The 18,170-nt window shown below is 41.0% G+C and carries 14 protein-coding genes; 4 read left to right on the forward strand and 10 right to left on the reverse strand.

Features of this window, described 5'->3' with window-relative positions; translation table 11 throughout:
* Window positions 1-4 precede the first annotated feature (4 nt).
* Window positions 5-1,801, forward strand: a complete 1,797-nt coding sequence (lepA, locus tag K0S23_RS11590; protein WP_300357404.1) for a translation elongation factor 4 — start codon at window positions 5-7, stop codon at window positions 1,799-1,801.
* Between the two features lie 73 nt (window positions 1,802-1,874).
* Here the strand turns inward: lepA and K0S23_RS11595 are convergent, their stop codons facing one another.
* The 7 genes from K0S23_RS11595 to K0S23_RS11625 all read right to left on the reverse strand — a co-directional run bounded on the left by K0S23_RS11595 (window position 1,875) and on the right by K0S23_RS11625 (window position 8,278).
* Window positions 1,875-3,452, reverse strand: a complete 1,578-nt coding sequence (locus K0S23_RS11595) for an OmpA family protein (RefSeq protein ID WP_300357406.1) — start codon at window positions 3,450-3,452, stop codon at window positions 1,875-1,877.
* Between the two features lie 51 nt (window positions 3,453-3,503).
* The gene (locus K0S23_RS11600) at window positions 3,504-3,677 is read right to left on the reverse strand and encodes a hypothetical protein (protein WP_300357409.1); all 174 of its coding nucleotides are present in this window, start codon (window positions 3,675-3,677) and stop codon (window positions 3,504-3,506) included.
* A gap of 72 nt (window positions 3,678-3,749) precedes the next feature.
* The gene (locus tag K0S23_RS11605; protein ID WP_300357413.1) at window positions 3,750-4,106 is read right to left on the reverse strand and encodes a hypothetical protein; all 357 of its coding nucleotides are present in this window, start codon (window positions 4,104-4,106) and stop codon (window positions 3,750-3,752) included.
* Between the two features lie 4 nt (window positions 4,107-4,110).
* Window positions 4,111-4,398: a hypothetical protein gene (locus tag K0S23_RS11610; protein WP_300357415.1), complete on the reverse strand. Its 288-nt coding sequence runs from the start codon at window positions 4,396-4,398 to the stop codon at window positions 4,111-4,113.
* A gap of 452 nt (window positions 4,399-4,850) precedes the next feature.
* Window positions 4,851-5,597: a LytTR family DNA-binding domain-containing protein gene (locus K0S23_RS11615; protein ID WP_300357416.1), complete on the reverse strand. Its 747-nt coding sequence runs from the start codon at window positions 5,595-5,597 to the stop codon at window positions 4,851-4,853.
* 165 nt (window positions 5,598-5,762) lie between these two features.
* Window positions 5,763-7,961 carry a histidine kinase gene (locus K0S23_RS11620; protein WP_300357419.1) on the reverse strand — a complete coding sequence of 733 codons (2,199 nt, stop codon included), beginning with the start codon at window positions 7,959-7,961 and terminating at the stop codon, window positions 5,763-5,765.
* A 101-nt stretch (window positions 7,962-8,062) separates the two neighbouring features.
* Window positions 8,063-8,278: a hypothetical protein gene (locus tag K0S23_RS11625; protein WP_300357421.1), complete on the reverse strand. Its 216-nt coding sequence runs from the start codon at window positions 8,276-8,278 to the stop codon at window positions 8,063-8,065.
* Between the two features lie 139 nt (window positions 8,279-8,417).
* Here K0S23_RS11625 and K0S23_RS11630 point away from each other — a divergent pair, with 139 nt between their 5' ends.
* From K0S23_RS11630 to K0S23_RS11640, 3 genes are all read left to right on the forward strand, one after another.
* Window positions 8,418-11,321, forward strand: coding sequence for a class I tRNA ligase family protein (locus tag K0S23_RS11630; protein ID WP_300357423.1), 2,904 nt, complete (start codon window positions 8,418-8,420; stop codon window positions 11,319-11,321).
* Window positions 11,322-11,845: 524 nt separating this feature from the next.
* Entirely contained in the window at window positions 11,846-13,321 is a 1,476-nt protein-coding gene (locus K0S23_RS11635; RefSeq protein ID WP_300357426.1) for a tail fiber domain-containing protein, read from the forward strand.
* Window positions 13,322-13,484: 163 nt separating this feature from the next.
* Window positions 13,485-13,868: a GxxExxY protein gene (locus tag K0S23_RS11640; protein ID WP_300357427.1), complete on the forward strand. Its 384-nt coding sequence runs from the start codon at window positions 13,485-13,487 to the stop codon at window positions 13,866-13,868.
* Window positions 13,869-13,971: 103 nt separating this feature from the next.
* Here the strand turns inward: K0S23_RS11640 and K0S23_RS11645 are convergent, their stop codons facing one another.
* Genes K0S23_RS11645 through K0S23_RS11655 form a run of 3 tightly spaced genes read right to left on the reverse strand, consistent with a single transcriptional unit; the run spans window position 13,972 to window position 18,133 of the window.
* On the reverse strand, window positions 13,972-16,485 hold the full coding sequence (locus K0S23_RS11645; protein WP_300357429.1) for a hypothetical protein: 2,514 nt from the start codon (window positions 16,483-16,485) through the stop codon (window positions 13,972-13,974).
* A gap of 3 nt (window positions 16,486-16,488) precedes the next feature.
* Complete coding sequence (locus K0S23_RS11650; RefSeq protein WP_300357432.1) at window positions 16,489-17,034, reverse strand: sigma-70 family RNA polymerase sigma factor; 546 nt, start codon at window positions 17,032-17,034, stop codon at window positions 16,489-16,491.
* 58 nt (window positions 17,035-17,092) lie between these two features.
* Window positions 17,093-18,133 carry a hypothetical protein gene (locus K0S23_RS11655; protein WP_300357434.1) on the reverse strand — a complete coding sequence of 347 codons (1,041 nt, stop codon included), beginning with the start codon at window positions 18,131-18,133 and terminating at the stop codon, window positions 17,093-17,095.
* Between the last annotated feature and the right edge of the window lie 37 nt (window positions 18,134-18,170).

Raw genomic sequence — 18,170 nt, forward strand, 5'->3', positions numbered from 1 at the left:
CGCCATGAAGCATATCCGCAATTTTTGTATTATCGCACATATCGACCATGGGAAGAGTACTTTGGCCGATCGTTTGTTGCAAACAACTGGAACCATATCTGATCGTGATATGCAAGCTCAGGCTTTGGATAATATGGATTTGGAACGTGAGCGCGGTATCACTATTAAGTCGCATGCTATTCAAATGAATTACAAGTTTGAAGGACAAGAGTATGTATTGAATCTGATCGACACTCCCGGACACGTGGATTTCTCTTATGAGGTTTCCCGCTCGATTGCGGCTTGCGAAGGGGCTTTACTGATTGTAGATGCTACGCAAGGAATCGAAGCGCAAACCATTTCCAATTTATACCTGGCCTTGGAGCACGATTTGGAAATCATTCCGATCCTAAATAAAATGGACCTGCCAAGTGCAAATCCGGAAGAAGTGACGGATCAAATTGTAGAGCTGATCGGTTGTGACCCCAACGACGTAATCCCAGCTTCAGGGAAAACAGGAATGGGTGTTGATGAAATCCTGCGAGCAATTATTGAACGTATTCCTTCTCCAAAAGGTGATGAACAAGGTCAATTACAAGCCATGATCTTTGACTCGGTGTTTAATCCGTTTAGAGGAATCATTGCTTACTACCGCGTTAAAAATGGAGTGATCAAGAAGGGAGACAGAGTTCGTTTCCTGAATACAGGAAAAGATTACAATGCAGACGAAGTGGGAATTCTGAAAATGGATTTGAGTCCAAGGCAAGAAGTCCGTGCAGGTGATGTGGGTTATATTATTTCGGGGATTAAGACTGCTAAAGAAGTAAAAGTTGGTGATACCATTACGCTCACTGCAAGTCCTTGCGAAGTTCCGATTAAAGGATTCGAGGATGTGAAACCAATGGTATTTGCCGGAATCTATCCGGTAGAGACAGATGAATACGAGGAATTGCGCTATTCCATGGAGAAATTGCAGTTGAATGATTCATCCCTGGTGTTCGAACCCGAATCTTCTGCAGCACTTGGTTTCGGATTCCGTTGCGGATTCCTTGGAATGCTGCATATGGAAATCATCCAGGAACGTTTGGAACGCGAGTTCAATATGACTGTGATTACCACAGTACCGAACGTTTCCTACTACTGTTATACAACCCGTAATCCGGAGGTAAAATTGTTGGTTAACAATCCATCTGAATTGCCGGATCCATCCAGTTTGGATCATATTGAAGAACCATATATTAAGGCTCAGGTTATCACCAAATCAGAGTATATCGGACAAATTATGTCCTTGTGTATCGAGAAACGCGGTGAATTGAAAAACCAGGTGTATTTGACGCAAGATCGTGTTGAATTGAGCTTTGAAATGCCTTTGGCAGAGATTGTGTTTGACTTTTACGACCGTTTGAAATCCGTTTCACGTGGTTATGCCTCATTTGATTATCACCCGATCGGGTACAAAACATCTGATTTGATCCGGATGGACATCTTGTTGAATGGCGAACAATTGGATGCGCTTTCTGCATTGGTTCACCGCAGCAATGCTTATGACCTAGGGAAGAAAATTTGCGTGAAACTGAAAGAATTGATTCCAAGACAACAGTTCGAAATTCCAATTCAGGCTGCTATCGGTGCAAAGATCATTGCCCGCGAAACGATTAAAGCTTTGCGTAAAGATGTTACTGCAAAATGTTACGGAGGGGATATTTCCCGTAAACGCAAGTTGCTGGAGAAACAAAAAGAAGGAAAGAAACGCATGCGCCAGGTTGGTAAAGTGGAAATCCCACAAGAAGCGTTTATGGCTGTATTGAAATTGAACGACTAAGAGATTCTTGATAAAATAGCAAATCATTTGTAAAACAGTAGGGGCGGAAAACTTTCCGCCCCTACTGTTTTATTTAAAACCGGAAGCCAATTCCAGCTTGAATATATGGGTAAAAACCGGTATTGACCCGATTCGATAAATCCCTGGCCACTCCTCCTTGAATGTAATAATTCAAACCATTGTTCCATGCTACGGAAAATCCAAGATGTAAATTCACTTCAGAGAAAGATCTGTACTTTTTGTTGTAGCAGGATCTGAATTCGGGCCCTATATATGCTTTAATATTAGTTGTAAACCGGGAATTACTAAGTTTCTGCCATGGATCCAGCATACGGTTTGTCATCGTGCTGAAACTTAAAAAATTGAAGTGATAATACCCCGAATAGTACAATCCCAACCGATGATTGATTCCAAGATTCAAAACCAGTTCGTGTTGTTTTAATTCGTAACCCAATCCGGCAGAAACAAATGCTGTTACCGTATCGTTGTGATAAAATGCATGAATTCCCAGTGTAAGAAAGAAGTCTCCCGGAAAAGAAAAACCGCGAACTGTACCGCCACAATTTACCCAATCACCGGTGCCATTATTCGATCCTTTTCTTCGATCCGGACAATAGGAAACACGCTGCGGGCTCGCAATGGAAACAGATTCCACATTTTTAATTTTGATCTTTGTATACAGGTAGTCCGCTTTCTTCTTTCCCCTTTTCGATTCCCAACTCAGGAGTTCTCTTTCTATATCGTGCCGCAATCTTTTGATAGCGTAATACGATTCATTATCTTCTGCATATTCTTTCGGGATCCGGATTTGAAGCACATTGGGACGAAACAGTTTTGCTTTGAGCTGTGTGACACTCATTGCAAAATAATTACTCTGAATAAGGGTTCCCGAGAAGACATTCGTGTCTTTTTTAAATAACTGCTCTTTACAGCCCTCACATGGTGGATTTTCCAGGTAAAACAGCCCATATTTGTCATAACTGTCCTTCGGAATGGTTGCCGTCAGTCTTTTCTCGCGCCACCACAAATTTCCGGTTGTTTCCAGTTTGAAATTCACCCGCTGAGCAACTGAATTCGGCTGAGAAGGATTCTTCACGTAATAATATTTCCGGGAAGAGAACTCCGGGCGATTGAGTACTTCGAGATAAACCACCTTCTTCTTTTTGTTTACCTTGATCTTCGCGTGGATGTATGCTTCCAAATGCTGATCGATGAAAAAACACCTGGGATCATTTGGCTGTATGACAATGGTATCGTGATTGCTGTTGTTTTCAGAGGAATTGTAAAAGAAGACGATATCCACACGCCGACTTAAACTATCTACGATCCTGGGCAGTTCACCTTTGGATTCCGTGAGAACAGAAATAGTGGAATTCACATATCCCTTCACCACTTTGGAAACAGCTTTGGCTCTTCGTTCGGAAAGTTTTTGGTTTGCATCGCTGTTGCCTGTGCTGTCAGAGTATCCAATACAAGTTATTTCGACGAGGTCGGTATTATCCAGATTGGCCAAAACTTTTTCAAGAACTTTTTGTGAAAACCCGGAGATCTTATGGCTCCCGGTTTTAAAATAAACCGATGTTGTATCCTGGGCGGATGAATAATCGGCGATGAGCAGGAAGAACGGTATTAGTGCAAATAGACGAAACATAGAGTCTGTTTTCCTATTAATGTCCACTAAGGGAAAAGGTAAACTTTACCCTTAGCTGCACCCTTTCCAGGCAAATAATGCAACAGCTATCCAGGCTAAGCCTTTAATCAGGAAAAACAAGAACCCGGCTATTCCAGCTCGCTTAAGCCATTTTTTTCGCTTTAGCGCTTTCTGGTGATCTTCCTGCTCTTGCGGATCCGGTGCTGTTTGTTGTTCTTCGATCATAGTATCAAAATGCCCCGGTATCCAACTGATTATCTGGATTACCGGGGCGCATATTTTCTATTTTACAGACATTTAATCTTCGTCTTCTTCGTCGGCTGCTTCTTCAGGAGCATCATCGTAAGAATCGTCGTCGTCATCATCGGCAACGTCATCTTCCTCTTCTCCTTTTGCGTCAACTGAATCGAAATCATCTTCGAAATCATCCTCATCATCTTCTACGGACGGAGATTTCATTGTTACCTTCGGAAGTTTTATCAGGTAAATGATCTCATCTGTTTCCCATAACAATGAATCAAAAATTTCTCCTGTTATCGGGTTTGTCATTTTTGTAGTACTTCCGGAAAAACCATCTGGAAATGCAACTAATAATTGTTTCTTTTGATCGATATTCAGCTTATCATAGCTAATGATTGACTTTTTTTTCGACATGCTATTATATTTCTAGTTTGATGATACGATGAGTTGGAATAAGAACGTGTTGTTTTAAAACGATCGCAACGTCTGTTACTGCCCAGATAGTTGTATGCACAACCTTCTCCCCACTATCGTCTGCAAAGTAAATCTTTACTTTAGAATGTTCCAAATTTCCAAGAGAAATTGCGCGATTAACATCCGCTTTGCGAATTGCAATCAAATCTGTGTCTTCCAAAACTTCTTCTTTTGGAAAATGCAAACCTGCTACCTCCTCTTTTTCAATCTGAACAAAATTAGTTGTGTCCATTTCCATTTTTGAGCAAAATTAAATGAATTGATGAATTGAAAACTGAGTTTTCGACTAAACTTATAAAAAAACATTTAAACGACGAAATGTTTAATACTTTTAAAAGAAAAAGACCCATGAATACATGAGTCTCTAATTAGTTTAGTAGTGTTTTAGTTTGTATGTCACGTGTGAACAATCAACAATAATGAAAATCAGGTTGTTTCTAAGTTCTTAATTGGTCAAGTCTTTGACGGAGATAGAACTGTATACTCTTCAATAAAACTAGAAAATGAAAAAACTGCCTCTCCATTGCAGTATTTTCCGTTTCAACTTCAACCTAACATAGAAAACAACCTGATTCCATTCTCCTTATTTCCACTTCTAAGATAGCTATGCAGCTAGAACATAAACTAACTAATGAATAAACACCGTATTTGAATGAATATTTCGTAGAAATAACTTAACGGGCCTTAAAGGCTTTCTAATATTTGGAAGAAGATATCGCGTTTAGCAGGTGATAAAGGTACTTCTGAGCCGTCCTTCATGACCACCGCTCCGCCATTTCCCTTGTCATACCTGTCGACAAAGTTTAAGTTGATCAGATGCGATTGCTGAACACGTAAGAAGTTGTGTCCGGACAACAAGGTTTCATAATCTTTCAATGTTCTGGAAACCAGAATTTTTTTACCTTCAGTAAGGAAGAACGATGTATAATTCCGGTCTGCTTCACACCGGATAATGTGATCCAGGTCCACCACATGAACACTTTCCTGTGTTTTCAAAACCAATCTTCTTTTCTGATTGGGTTGGATGTTATTCTGTAATGCTTCGAACTGAGGTCCTTGTTTGTCCGCCTCTTTCATCGATTCCAATGCCCGTTCCAACGCTCCCCTCAATTCTTCAGGGTCAACCGGTTTCAGGATATAATCCAATGCTGAGAATTTAATTGCTTTGATAGCGAATTCTTCATGTGCGGTAATGAAAATTACTTCGAAATTCTTTTCGGGAAGAGATTTCAACAAATCGAATCCGGTTCCGTCAGGCATCTGGATATCCAAAAACACCAAATCCGGTTTGATTTCTTTGATGGCGGCCAATCCTGATTGTACATTTTCACCAACAGGGAATGTTTGAATATCCAGATCAAATGATTCGATCATTTTAGCAATCAATTCACGTGTTCGTTGCTCATCATCAATGATTAATACTTTTTTCATGTTTGTTGAAGTAATTTCCCGAAAGATAAAAATTTAATGGCATTAAACGCTCAAACTCCCGGATGAGATTAAATTAACGGCTGTCTTACTGATTTATTTTAGAAACGGTTAGAAATCTCAATGCTTCAAATGGTTGCTTTTACTTTTTGAACTTTGAACCTCTTGTCAGGAATTCGTCCCTTCAGTTCTGTAAGGAAGATAAATATTCACAAGTGTCCCCGTTTCCTGCTCTTTATCATAATCCTCCATTTCCATTCTACCCAGGATCTTGTATTTATAACTCAGATTGTTGATCCGGTCCTGGGTAATTTTCATGGCCATACTTTTATGTTCGGCACTTTTCTTATTGTTCCTGGACCCTTTTCTCCCGATTCCATTGTCTTCGATCATCACATGAAGCATCTCTTCATCCTTGGTAAAACGCACATGAATAAAGCCCCCGTTGATCGTATGCAACTGACCGTGTTCTATGGCATTCTCAATAAACGGCTGCGTGATCATAGGAGGAATAACTGCCCCTTCTTCCAATAAGCGCTCATTCACACTGACTTCATATTCGAAGCGGTCGCCGAAACGCAGTTTTTGAGTTTCCAGGTATTTGTTCAAAATATCGATCTCCGTAGCCAGCGGGATAAATTCTTTCGAAGAGTTTTCCAGGATCAAACGCATCAATTTTGAAAAGTTGATCAGGAATTTGGTTGAGTTTTTCGTGTCATTCTCGTAAATATAACTTTGAATTACCGACATCGCGTTGAATACGAAATGTGGATTCATCTGGGAACGCAAGAGAGTTTGATTCATTTCAGCCTCGCGTTGCAATTGCCTGATATTCCGCTGCTTCCATCTGTTATAAAGAATAAAGGCACCCAGCGCCAAAACCACCAGAAAGCCAATGATGATGTACATTTGGAAAATGTTCCGTAGTTCCGTGTTCTCTTTCTGCTTGCGCTGCAGTTCGATCGAATCGGCCTGAATAGCAATCAGTCGTTCGCGCTGCTCGGAACGGTACAACTCGGATAGTTCGGCAATTTTCGCACTGACTTCCACAATACGGGCACTATCAGAATAATCGGAATACATATCCAGGTACCGGTATGCGAGCCCCATGTTTCCGGTCTTCTTATAAACGTCTGCAATCTCCTTGTAAGAAGGATAAATTCCACCGATATACCCATATTGAGAACGGATTTCAATGGAACGATTCAGGTAATTCAATGCGTTTTTATATTTGCCCTGCTCGGCAAAAACAGTTCCCACAAGGTGGTAAACCGAAGCAATCTCCGAGCGGTTTGCAGCAGATTCAAAATAAACCAAAGCCATGTTGTAATACCGCAGTGCTTCATCATATTTTTGCTGCTCGTTAAAGGCATTCCCTAAATATTTGTGTGCTAATCCCAAACCATCCTGGTCGTTGTATGCCTGAAGTGTTCGAACGACTCCTTTCAGTTCAGCAATTGCCTCATCGTATTCTTTCTTTGCCAGTTTAACCAAGCCTATATCCGTATCGGCGAGACCAACCATACGCATATCCTGGATTTTTAAAGCTGTTTCCCGCGATTGAAGAAAGAAGGTGTTTGCGTTGTCGTAATTGAAAATCTGGTATTGGGACTCCCCGATCTCCCGCTGATATTGAGCTACCTGGGGATAATCGTTTGCTTCCTTGGCTAATTGAAGTGCAATGAAATTTTTGGAAACAGACAATTCCACCTGACCAAAGAAACTGTAAATGGCAGATTGCATGTTCATACATCTGGCCATCAGTGATTTGTCTGTTGACCGGCGTGCGTATTGAATGGAAGTCTCCACATATTTCAATGAAGCATCCCGTTTATTTTGTTCCATGCTCAATTTTGCGAACAGGCGGTTCGTCTCTGCAATCAATGCATAACTTCTGACCCGTTTTGAAAATCTCAGGGCTTCTGTCAGATAAATATCTGCCTGTTCGAATTCACGATAAGCGATGTGGTATTCAGCCAGTAAATGGAAAATGTGAACCTGGTTCAGTTTGGAATCCGTGCGGGATAAATAAGGCTGTAATTGAAGGATTTTAGCATAGTATGCTGATTTATTCCCCTTCAATGCTTCGATTCGCAAGTCGAAGATCAAAGCCTGCAGTTTGGCAGAATCCGATTCTACTCTACTTGCATCAATAATCGCATATCGGATTGAATCTGCCTTTTGAACATTGTTCAACTGGTAGAATTTACCGAGTGCTACCTGGCGCCAAAATTTCTTAGTACTGTTTTTTTCTGTAAGATATGCTTTCCGATAACTTCCTTCATCTCCATTACCTGCAAATGCCGTGTTTGAAAGATCAAAAAAGCATGCAACAAGTAACGAGAAGGAGAGAATAAATCGAAACATGGACTAAAAATAGCTTTTTTCATACAGAAAAGATTCTCTTCTGTGAACAGAGTCACAAAAAAGAATCAAATCGAGTTAAAACTATCTTAGCGAAAAAGGGCTTACCCTCCATAGGCTTCACAGCCACCGCCACGTTTTCTTGACTTTGCTTTTTTTCGTTTTCTTGGTTTGAAATCGTTCTTCTTGGTTGAAGAACCGGCTTTCATTTCCAAAGCAGATTTGCTTTGGTTCGTAACTTGTTCGGCAGCATTCACTGAACCTGCAGCTCCAAAAAGGAAACTTACTGCTAAAAGTGCGGGGAAAATACGGAGAGTCATGAGCTTTATTTTTAACTAAATAACAACAAAAAAGAATTCGGTTACGCTGATTTCATATCCTGTGCGGATAAAAATGTGTGAATGGCGATAACTAGCTCTATTTTGGTATCTTTGGGCCACTTTTTAGCTAAGTAACAGCATGGAATATAATTTTATTGAAATTGAGAAGAAATGGCGTCAATTTTGGGCCGACAACAAAACATTCAAAGCGGAAGATAACAGCGCCAAACCAAAATATTATGTTTTGGATATGTTCCCGTATCCGTCTGGAGCCGGTTTGCACGTTGGTCACCCTTTAGGTTATATTGCTTCCGATATCTATGCACGCTACAAACGCTTAAGAGGATACAATGTGCTGCACCCAATGGGCTATGATTCATTCGGGCTTCCGGCTGAACAATATGCCATTCAAACAGGACAGCATCCTGCAATTACGACCGAACAAAACATTGCACGTTACCGCGATCAGCTGGATAAAATCGGATTCTCTTTCGACTGGGACAGGGAAGTGCGCACTTCTTCTCCGGAATATTACAAATGGACACAGTGGATTTTCAAACAGATCTTTAATTCATGGTACAATATAACAAGCGATAAAGCAGAATCGATCGATTCTCTGATTACCGAATTCGAAAAGAACGGAAACAAGGACGTGAAAGCAGTTAGCGAGTTTACTGACTTGTTTACAGCTGAAGATTGGAAAAATTACTCTGAAAAAGAGCAGTCTGATATTTTAATGGAATACCGTTTGGCTTACCTGGCTGATTCCTGGGTAAACTGGTGTCCGGCTTTGGGAACGGTGCTTGCAAACGACGAAGTCATCAACGGACTTTCCGAGCGCGGCGGTCACCCGGTAGAACAAAAACTCATGCGCCAGTGGTCGATGCGGATCAAAGCATATGCCGAGCGTTTAATCACAGGTTTGGATACTGTTGACTGGACAGACGCCATCAAAGACATGCAGCGCAACTGGATCGGGAAATCGGTTGGTTGTTCAGTTCGTTTTTCTGTTGCCTTCGACTCCGCTCAGTCAACAGGAGAAGTACGGAGATCGAGCGAAGCCGAGATCGAAGTATTCACTACCCGACCTGATACGATCTTTGGTGTTTCCTTCATGGTTTTGGCACCCGAACATCCTTTGGTTGATGAAATTACAACAGCAGAGTACCGCGAAGCAATTGACGCTTACAAGACTGCTGCCTCCCTGAAATCTGAGCGCGACAGACAGGCTGATGTGAAAAACATTACAGGCCAGTTTACCGGAGCTTATGCCATTCATCCCTTCTCAGGAGAAAAAATTCCGGTTTGGATCGGAGATTACGTATTGGCTTCCTACGGAACAGGTGCAGTGATGGCAGTTCCGTGTGGTGATCAGCGCGACTGGGATTTTGCGAAACATTTCAATATTCCGATCAAAAATATTTTCGAGAACGTCGATATTTCCGAAGGAGCTTATTCCGAGAAAGAAGGAACGATTACCGATTCGGGATTTTTGACCGGACTTTCTGTGAAAACAGCCATGAAAACTGCAATTGCGAAAATTGAAGAACAAGGACTTGGAAAAGGAAAAACCAATTACCGCCTGCGCGATGCGATCTTCTCACGTCAGCGTTATTGGGGTGAACCTTTCCCGGTTTATTATAAGAACGACATTCCGTATTTGGTTGACGATGCACACTTGCCGATCGAATTGCCGGAAGTAGACAAATATTTACCGACAGAAGACGGCGAACCGCCATTGGCCCGAGCAGAAAAAAGTGCGTGGAAATACTCGGAAGGCGACCGCATGGAATACAACACTATGCCAGGTTGGGCCGGAAGTTCATTCTACTTCCTACGCTACATGGATCCGCACAACGAGCAGGAATTCGTTTCGAAAGAAAAAGCGGATTACTGGAACCAGGTGGATTTATACATCGGAGGTTCGGAACACGCAACAGGTCACTTATTGTACTCCCGTTTCTGGTGCAAATTTTTGTACGATATGGGTTACATTTCCTTTGATGAGCCATTTAAGAAGATGATCAACCAGGGGATGATTTTGGGGAGAAGTAGTTTAGCATATGTTTTTAATAATTCAACTCACAACAAGAAATTTGAAGTGTTAATATCTGCTGACTATATAAATGGCTATGATCAAAATAAGGAATTAAACGCAAAAATTGAAGAATTAACTGGTTTGGAGATCCAATACATTAATCAATCAGTATTTAGATTACGACATGTTCCTATTGAATTTATTGATAATGATATTCTGATCAACGAAGATGGTTATAGGTCTACCTTTAATGACCTATCAAATGCTGTTTTAATAAATGGAAAAGACGGAAAGTTTCATTGTGTTTCCGAAGTCGAAAAAATGTCCAAATCCAAGTTTAATGTGCAAACGCCGGATGAATTGGTAGAGAAATTCGGTGCAGATACGCTTCGCATGTACGAAATGTTCTTGGGTCCTTTGGAGCAAACAAAACCATGGGACACGAAAGGAATTTCGGGAGTGCATAACTTCCTGCGCAAATTGTGGCGTTTGTTTTACGAGGACGGAAAAGTGATTGTAACAGATACACCTGCTGATAAAGCTTCCCTGAAGACTTTACATAAAACCATCAAAAAAGTAGAGGACGATTTGGAACGTTATGCATTCAACACGAACGTTTCGAATTTGATGATTTGTGTAAACGAACTGACAGAACAAAAATGTCATTCGAAAGAAGTACTCGAACAGGTAGTTATTTTATTGGCTCCTTATGCTCCGCATGCCGCAGAAGAATTGTGGTCGGAAGCATTGGGTCACAAGGCTGGAACGATTTCAACAGCTAGTTTCCCAACCTTCAACCCTGAGATGCTGGTGGAAGCAAACACGATTTATCCCGTATCTTTTAATGGAAAAATGCGATTTAACGCTGAATTACCGACTGCTTTCTCTGCGAAAGAAGTAGAAGAAGCGGTGTTGGCTTTGCCCGAAGCACAAAAATGGCTGGAAGGAAAAACTCCGAAAAAAGTGATCGTCGTTCCCGGGAAAATTGTGAATATGGTGGTTTAACCTATTTATAGAAATACATTAATGAAACGCGGGACGATGAATCATCCCGCGTTTTTTCTTTCCCGCAAATCCCGAAGTGTCGGGACAAGTTGCGCAAATTTTAAAAATCACCTGTCGGTGGGAATTATTTACTTAAGTCAGGTTACTTATATCGGATTACAGAATGTTCGAATTGGTTTTAAAAGTTCCTAAAGTTGCATGTTCGTCCGCCGCGGCGGACAAACAGCCCTTTAATTGACTGGGATTTAGAGCAGGAAATCACCTAAATTCCCAATAGTTTAACCCAACTATTTTGTCGCTGCCTGATTAAGGTACATAATTCCCCCTACCAGCCGTAACCTTCTCTTAAGCAGAATATTTTGCTTTTAGCAACTAAAAAATATTGCTTCCCCTACCTCAATACACAAGCGAATTAAGGATAACAATCTGTTTTTCAATAAAATAACACTTCATTTTTAACATAAAAAATTTGCAGGAGTCAATCCATTCCCCGTAACTTATACCCTCATTTAAACACTATTCATATGAAAACAAGAATTCACCAAATGGGTGCTGTGGCACTCATGGCTACCGTTCTCTTTTTAGGTAGCAACGCACAAGCACAATTAGTTAATTTTCCTACAGGCAGCATTTGCACAAGTGGCGATGACTGGGTGATTGACGGTACAAACGGCGCTGATAACCGGCTCGGTCATCTCCAAAGCGGAATTTACGGAGATGCTTCTTCGCAATGGGCGAACATCGGTACCTGCGATGTGGCCAGTTTCCCACCGGCAAATTGTAATTATTACGGGTTCACTTCCAACTGGTCGACCGACAGAGCCTTTTTCGGATTACGCTTCGATAATTGGAATGAAGCCAACGCTATCATCGCTTTTGGTGACAATGTAGATATGGCTCCGGATATCAATCGCCTCATTTTCCAGTTTGATTCATGGATTCCATCACAAAGCCTGGAAATCGGAACAATGGTAGCAACCGGTAATTTTGGCTTGCATACCTCTGCCCCGACAGCCACCCTGCACGTGGATGCCGCTTATAAACCGCTTGATCCCGGGACCAATTCCAATGTGCGTTTTGAAAACTTACAAACCGGTAAAGGAAACCTCCTGGTAATCGATCCTTCGGACGGCTATGTATACGACAGTAAAATCGGTATGGGCAACGTTGCAATAAACAATTGTTTTACCACCAATTTTGTTCCGAAATTCAATGGCAGCAGCTATAGCTGTTCGCAAATCTACGACAATGGTGCCTCAGTTGGAATCGGAACTACAGGCCCATTCCCCTTCACAGTAACACTGACCAATAACGTTCAGCCGGGACCATGGGCAACAGTAACATCCGGGACTTTAAAACTGAAAGTAAACGGGATCACAATGAGTGACGGTTACCTCATCACTTCAGATTCCCGCTTCAAAAAAGATGTCACAAAGTTGGAAGGTTCACTGGATAAACTATTGAAAATGCGCGGAGTGGCTTACAATTGGGACAAAGCCCGTAACCCGGATATGGGATTCGGTGACGAAAAACAACTTGGATTCATCGCACAGGAAGTGGAAAAGGTATTGCCTGAAATGGTATATACACTTGAAAACGGTTACAAAGCAGTCAATTATACAGCTTTGATCCCGGTTATGGTCGAAGCAATTAAGGAACAGCAAACAACCATTGCGAACTTGCAGGATGAGTTGTCACGTATCAAAGATATTCAATCCGGAAATTTGGATCCGTTAAGCGCTTCAAGTACCATGACTATTCACCCCAATCCAAGCAATGATGTCGTTACGATCGGGTTTACAGGAATTGATCCGACTGCACAATCATCGATCATGATCTTCGATATGAATGGCAAACTTATTAAAACCGTGGAATTAACGACACGCAATTTGGATAAAGTGGAATTGGCAAAAGGGACCCTTGATCCGGGAATGTACATTGTTTCATTGATTTCCAATAACAAAGAATTACATACGCAACGATTGATTATTCAACAGTAATCCGATCCTGTTTATGCGAAATGAAAACCAATTAGGACGTGCTATGTCACGTCCTAATTTTTCCCACAAATGCACAAATTTTAAGGGCGCTTACCAGTCGCCCTATGCTCTTAACCCAATAATTAAGTTGGATCCAACGATCTTTTTGATTAACTTAATTAGAATGGAACACTATCTACTGAAAGACGAATGTTATGAAATAATCGGATCTTGTATGGAAGTTCATTCTGAACTTGGATTCGGGTTTTCTGAGATTGTTTATAAAGATGCTTTAGAATATGAATTCAAAAAAAATGGAATACCATTTGCCAGGGAAGTACGTTATCAGGTAAAATACAAAGACACTATACTTCCACATGAATTCTACGCCGATTTTGTTGTTTTCGATTCCATCATTTTAGAAGTAAAGGCAGTCTCTGATTTCTGCAAAGAGCATTTCGAACAAACTATTAATTACTTAGCTGTTTCCGGCATGGAAGTCGGAGTATTGGTGAATTTCAGAAAATCCAAACTCCAATATAAGAGAGTCATTTTATCAGAACGGTAATCTTCAACAGCGAGACCGATAGGCGAGCATTTTATTTGTGCATTTGCGGAAAAGAAATTATGTTGGGCGCGATCAATCACACCCAACGTAGACAAAAATCATTTCATTGAACGAGTATACTGGTGTTATCTGGTATTTCACTTTGTCCGCACGAATAAATCGTCGGGCGGATCTCTCTGCGGAAAGCAGCATTTTCCCGTCGTTTCTTTTGAACAGTATAATTCGCTTTTTCCTTGAACAACCACTTCAATTCATCCTTTAAACTCATTGGTTTATCCGTTCGATGCTCATTCAGGGTATTGATCCGCTTATCGAATTCTTTTTCACTGATCTCTTCCAAAGAAATCATGCCTAAATCTTCTGCTTTCAGTTCATTGATCTGATGATAGAAATAACCTTTTTCATTCATTCCGACAACGAAGGCACGGTAATTCATATCACCATTCAGGTTATAATCCAGTTTCCCGTTTTTGAAATCCAAACGCTGATAACTGTTGATCTCCTTTGAGAAAAGGTATAGATAGAGTTTATTGTATTTCCCGGATTCCTTTACCTCAAGAGAAAGTGGTTCGTAAGTGATCCGAGCGGTTTTCCCGGTTTCAGGATCCGTGATTACGGTCGACTGACGAGCTACCGTTGCATCCCATACGTATTTATCAATATTGACAATCGGTCCACCATTATGGATTTGAAAACCTAATGTTTTCCCTAATTGTTTCCCCACATTTGCCAGGTTGAATCCATATTCCTCATTCAGATTGGCTGATTCCCGCAAGCCTTTTCGAAGCACTTCATTGTCCCGTTCTTTTTGAACTTCGGTATCCCAAAGGCGTTCCCTTCCCCGAGCCGTTTGAAAGTTTTGCCTTCCCTTTTCACGAATCGATTCAATTGCTTTTTCATAGAATGCATCCAGGTTTTTTTGGTGTCCATCATTGATCCGGACAGCTCCTACTTTTTGATCTGCAAAGACCTGAAATTCCGGATAACCCATTTTCACAACCCGCTGATCCAATTTCCATAAAGGCTCGTTCAGATTTTTCGCATACACATCAAAGACTTTCTCGTTGCAGGTTTCATGGATCGCTTTCATGCGGTCTTCGAAATCCTGGGTTGCGAGGTTCGTGTTGTTGAACTTTTTGTTCCAGATGGCGAGGACTTTGGAGGGTGGAATATGCTTGTTTGATTCAACATTTGAACTTACCTGCACAGTAAATTCACCTAAATAAGGAGGTAAACATTGTGATTGAGCTTTACAAACCTGACATGAAAAGTTTCCGGAAATCTCGAATTCACCTCTTCTTAACAGTTTAATTTTCTGTTTGAAGACAAGTAAACTGCTTTCGTAGATTGCCATTTCCTTACAATATTTTTTGATCTGATACTTTTCAGCAGTTTCAGAATCAATTGCCCAAGCAATCGGGCTGAGGTCTTTAGCTTCTCCGACAAACGCAAAATCCGGGGATTTATCCAACCTAAACCTAGTTGGTATTGTAAATGGTGATATCGATTTATTCAAAATCCCAACCATCCAATTTTCTTCCAGATTTACCGTAGCAACAATATTTACTTCATTGTTATTCAAATATTCCACTGAAAAACTCCAGCGCACCATGTCTTCAGGCTTTTCAATACCTTGTAAAGTACTAGATTTTCGGTTTTCTTTTACACTTCTTTTTATTTGTTGCTCTGATGACACAGTATCGGATCCCCACAGAAATTGCGCTTCCGACAAATTCTCCTCAAAACTCAAATACAAACTATCACGTTTGGTTTTTTCCGTAAACCATTTCAATTCATTGAGTTTTGGTTCGTATTTCGGAGGAAACAGATCCATCCTTGCCATGTTTTTCGGTTTGGGTAAGCGTTCCAGTTCTTCGGGGTTTTGCCAATCGATTGTGCCGTTTTTCCCAGGAACTCCGGTGAAGAGTTTCATGTCTTTTTTCAGTTCATCGACCGGAACCTGCACATACACTCCTTCTTTTGTCAATTCAAGTTTCTTTCCTTCGGGTGTAAAGGCATTCAGGCTGAACATTCCCTGGGTTTCCAGTAATTTGTCACCTGAAATCGTGCTCAATCCTGCCTTTACAATATCAGAGGCTTTTTGTGCTTCCTGCCATTGTACGATTGCCTCCCCGGTATAAGGCTTGCCATCCAATAGAAAAGAGTTGTCTGTAATACTCAATAAAACTCCGCTTGCAGATAAAAACACATCCGATTCTCCGGTGAATTTGAAGTATTCCGGATTGACGTTTTCGAAGGCCAGATACTTCTCCAGGTTTTCGATCATGGATTTCTCCATTAGTTCCGGTGTTTCCTTTTTATTCGACTTATTTCCTCCAGAAGCAACAAAATATACGGCGGCTGTCAAAGCCCCGGCGATCACCAATGCGATTCCACTGTTTATCAGGATCTTCTTCAGGTGAAACCATTTCCCCGATTGATTCACCAATGTACGCAAGGAGTTTCGCAGGATCAGTTCTTTGGTTAATTGATGTAATTCAAATTCCTTTCTTAGCTCCGGATTTCCCTGTAATTCAGTTTCAAAAGCTGCTTTATCTTCTGCTGAAAGCTCGTTATTCAAATAACGCTCGATCAATTGATTCCAATTTGTTTCCATGGCCTAGTATTGATTAGATGATTCAAAACTTAACTGGGCTTCCTGCACCAAGTCCTTTGCTTTTTGGATGCAGCGATATTTTTGCGCTTTGGCAACTTTATCGTTTCTCATGCCAAGTTTGTTGGCAATGTCGACCATGTTCCATCCCAGGCCGTAGAACAAATGCAGCAATTCTTTGCACTGTTTTCCGATTTTCGTTAGTGCGGTTTCGAGTTGCTTGTATTGCAATTCTTTCTCCATCCAGGAATCCGGAACTTCTTCCACATCGAGTTTCAGATCGGTAGCACCGTGCTTTTGTTCTTTACGTGCGGAATTGTACCACAACAATTTACAGGTTTGCTTGATAAAATGAATCGGGGCCAATTGAAAATCAAAATCGGGATCGTTTTTCTTACGCAGGTAAATGATCAAAGCTTCCTGGAACAGGTCCTCTGCTGTTACCCCGTCACAACCAAAGGTCCGAAGCAGGCGTTTCACCTCGGGGAAATGTTTGTAAAGAACTCCAAGCTCTTTTTTGATTTCCAGGGGATCGTAAATAGGTTTCTCCATTGCTGAATTTACTGGTTGTGTTAAGAATGGGGAAAGGTAAACAAAACAGCAGGAAAAATTAATAGTAACTGAACTCCCGTTTGTAACAATAACTTGAATTACGACGAATATCATGCATGCCATAATTTGAGGAAGTCACTTTAACTTCCCGCTCAACCCAGTTTCCATATTTGTCGTAGGAAGTGTAGGTGATCTCTACCTGGGAATTCAACACAAATTGATTGTAATCAGGTGAGCGACCGGTGGAAGAATGTTTGATTTCTGTTAATTCTCCTTTTTCATTGTGTTTATATTCAAACATCTGATGAGAATTTACAGAGCTTTTCACTTCGTAATCCCAAATGATCCATTTGACAATTCTCCTTTGGGAATCGTACTCATACTCATCTACAAAATTCCAACGTGAACCAATACCTTCAATCATTTCTACCCTGACTTTTGTGCTGTCCTTTTTCTTGTCGTTGATTTCTCCTACAAATGAATACAACCTATCCTGATTTCGCTGATAAGGAGATTTTTGTTTCACATACTGGTATTTTAAACTGACGCTGTCAAAGTCCGGGCTCCATTGATAATCCAGCGTATAATCAAAAATGCTGTCATAAAAAGGGTCTTTCTTATTCCATCCTTGTTCGCAATCATAACACGTATAAACTTCCTTTTCCCTGAATCCCTGCTTGTTAAATTGTATCACGGTTTTTGACTTTTGTCCGCTATCGGTCCAGCGAATTGTTTCAAGAAGCACTACTCCACTTGAATCATACGTGTTTATTACCCTGTTAATAACTTCATAGGAGTTATGTAGCGTGCTTGCAGAATCTTCCCAGTACTTCACAAGCTTTCCTTTTCCTGAGAAGAGGTATTCTGCTTTCAGGCAGGTAGAACTGTCTGCTCCATTTGTCTTCAGCGAATGAACAGTTTCACAAACAGTTTTCACCGGGCCTTTCATTTGAAAATCCGGGCTTGTTTGTATCGCGGTTTTTGATTGGAGACTCTCGTAAAAAGTGGGTTTTAACCCCGGGATTTTCAAATCGGGTAAGTAATATTGTGCGTGAAGCAAAACAGGGATAAGGAATAAGGCAAGCAGACTAATTTTCATCGAAAACATTTCAAAACAATACACTCAACCGTTCTTT

It is taken from the genome of Fluviicola sp. (assembly GCF_029266855.1).
Lineage (GTDB): Bacteria > Bacteroidota > Bacteroidia > Flavobacteriales_D > Crocinitomicaceae > Fluviicola.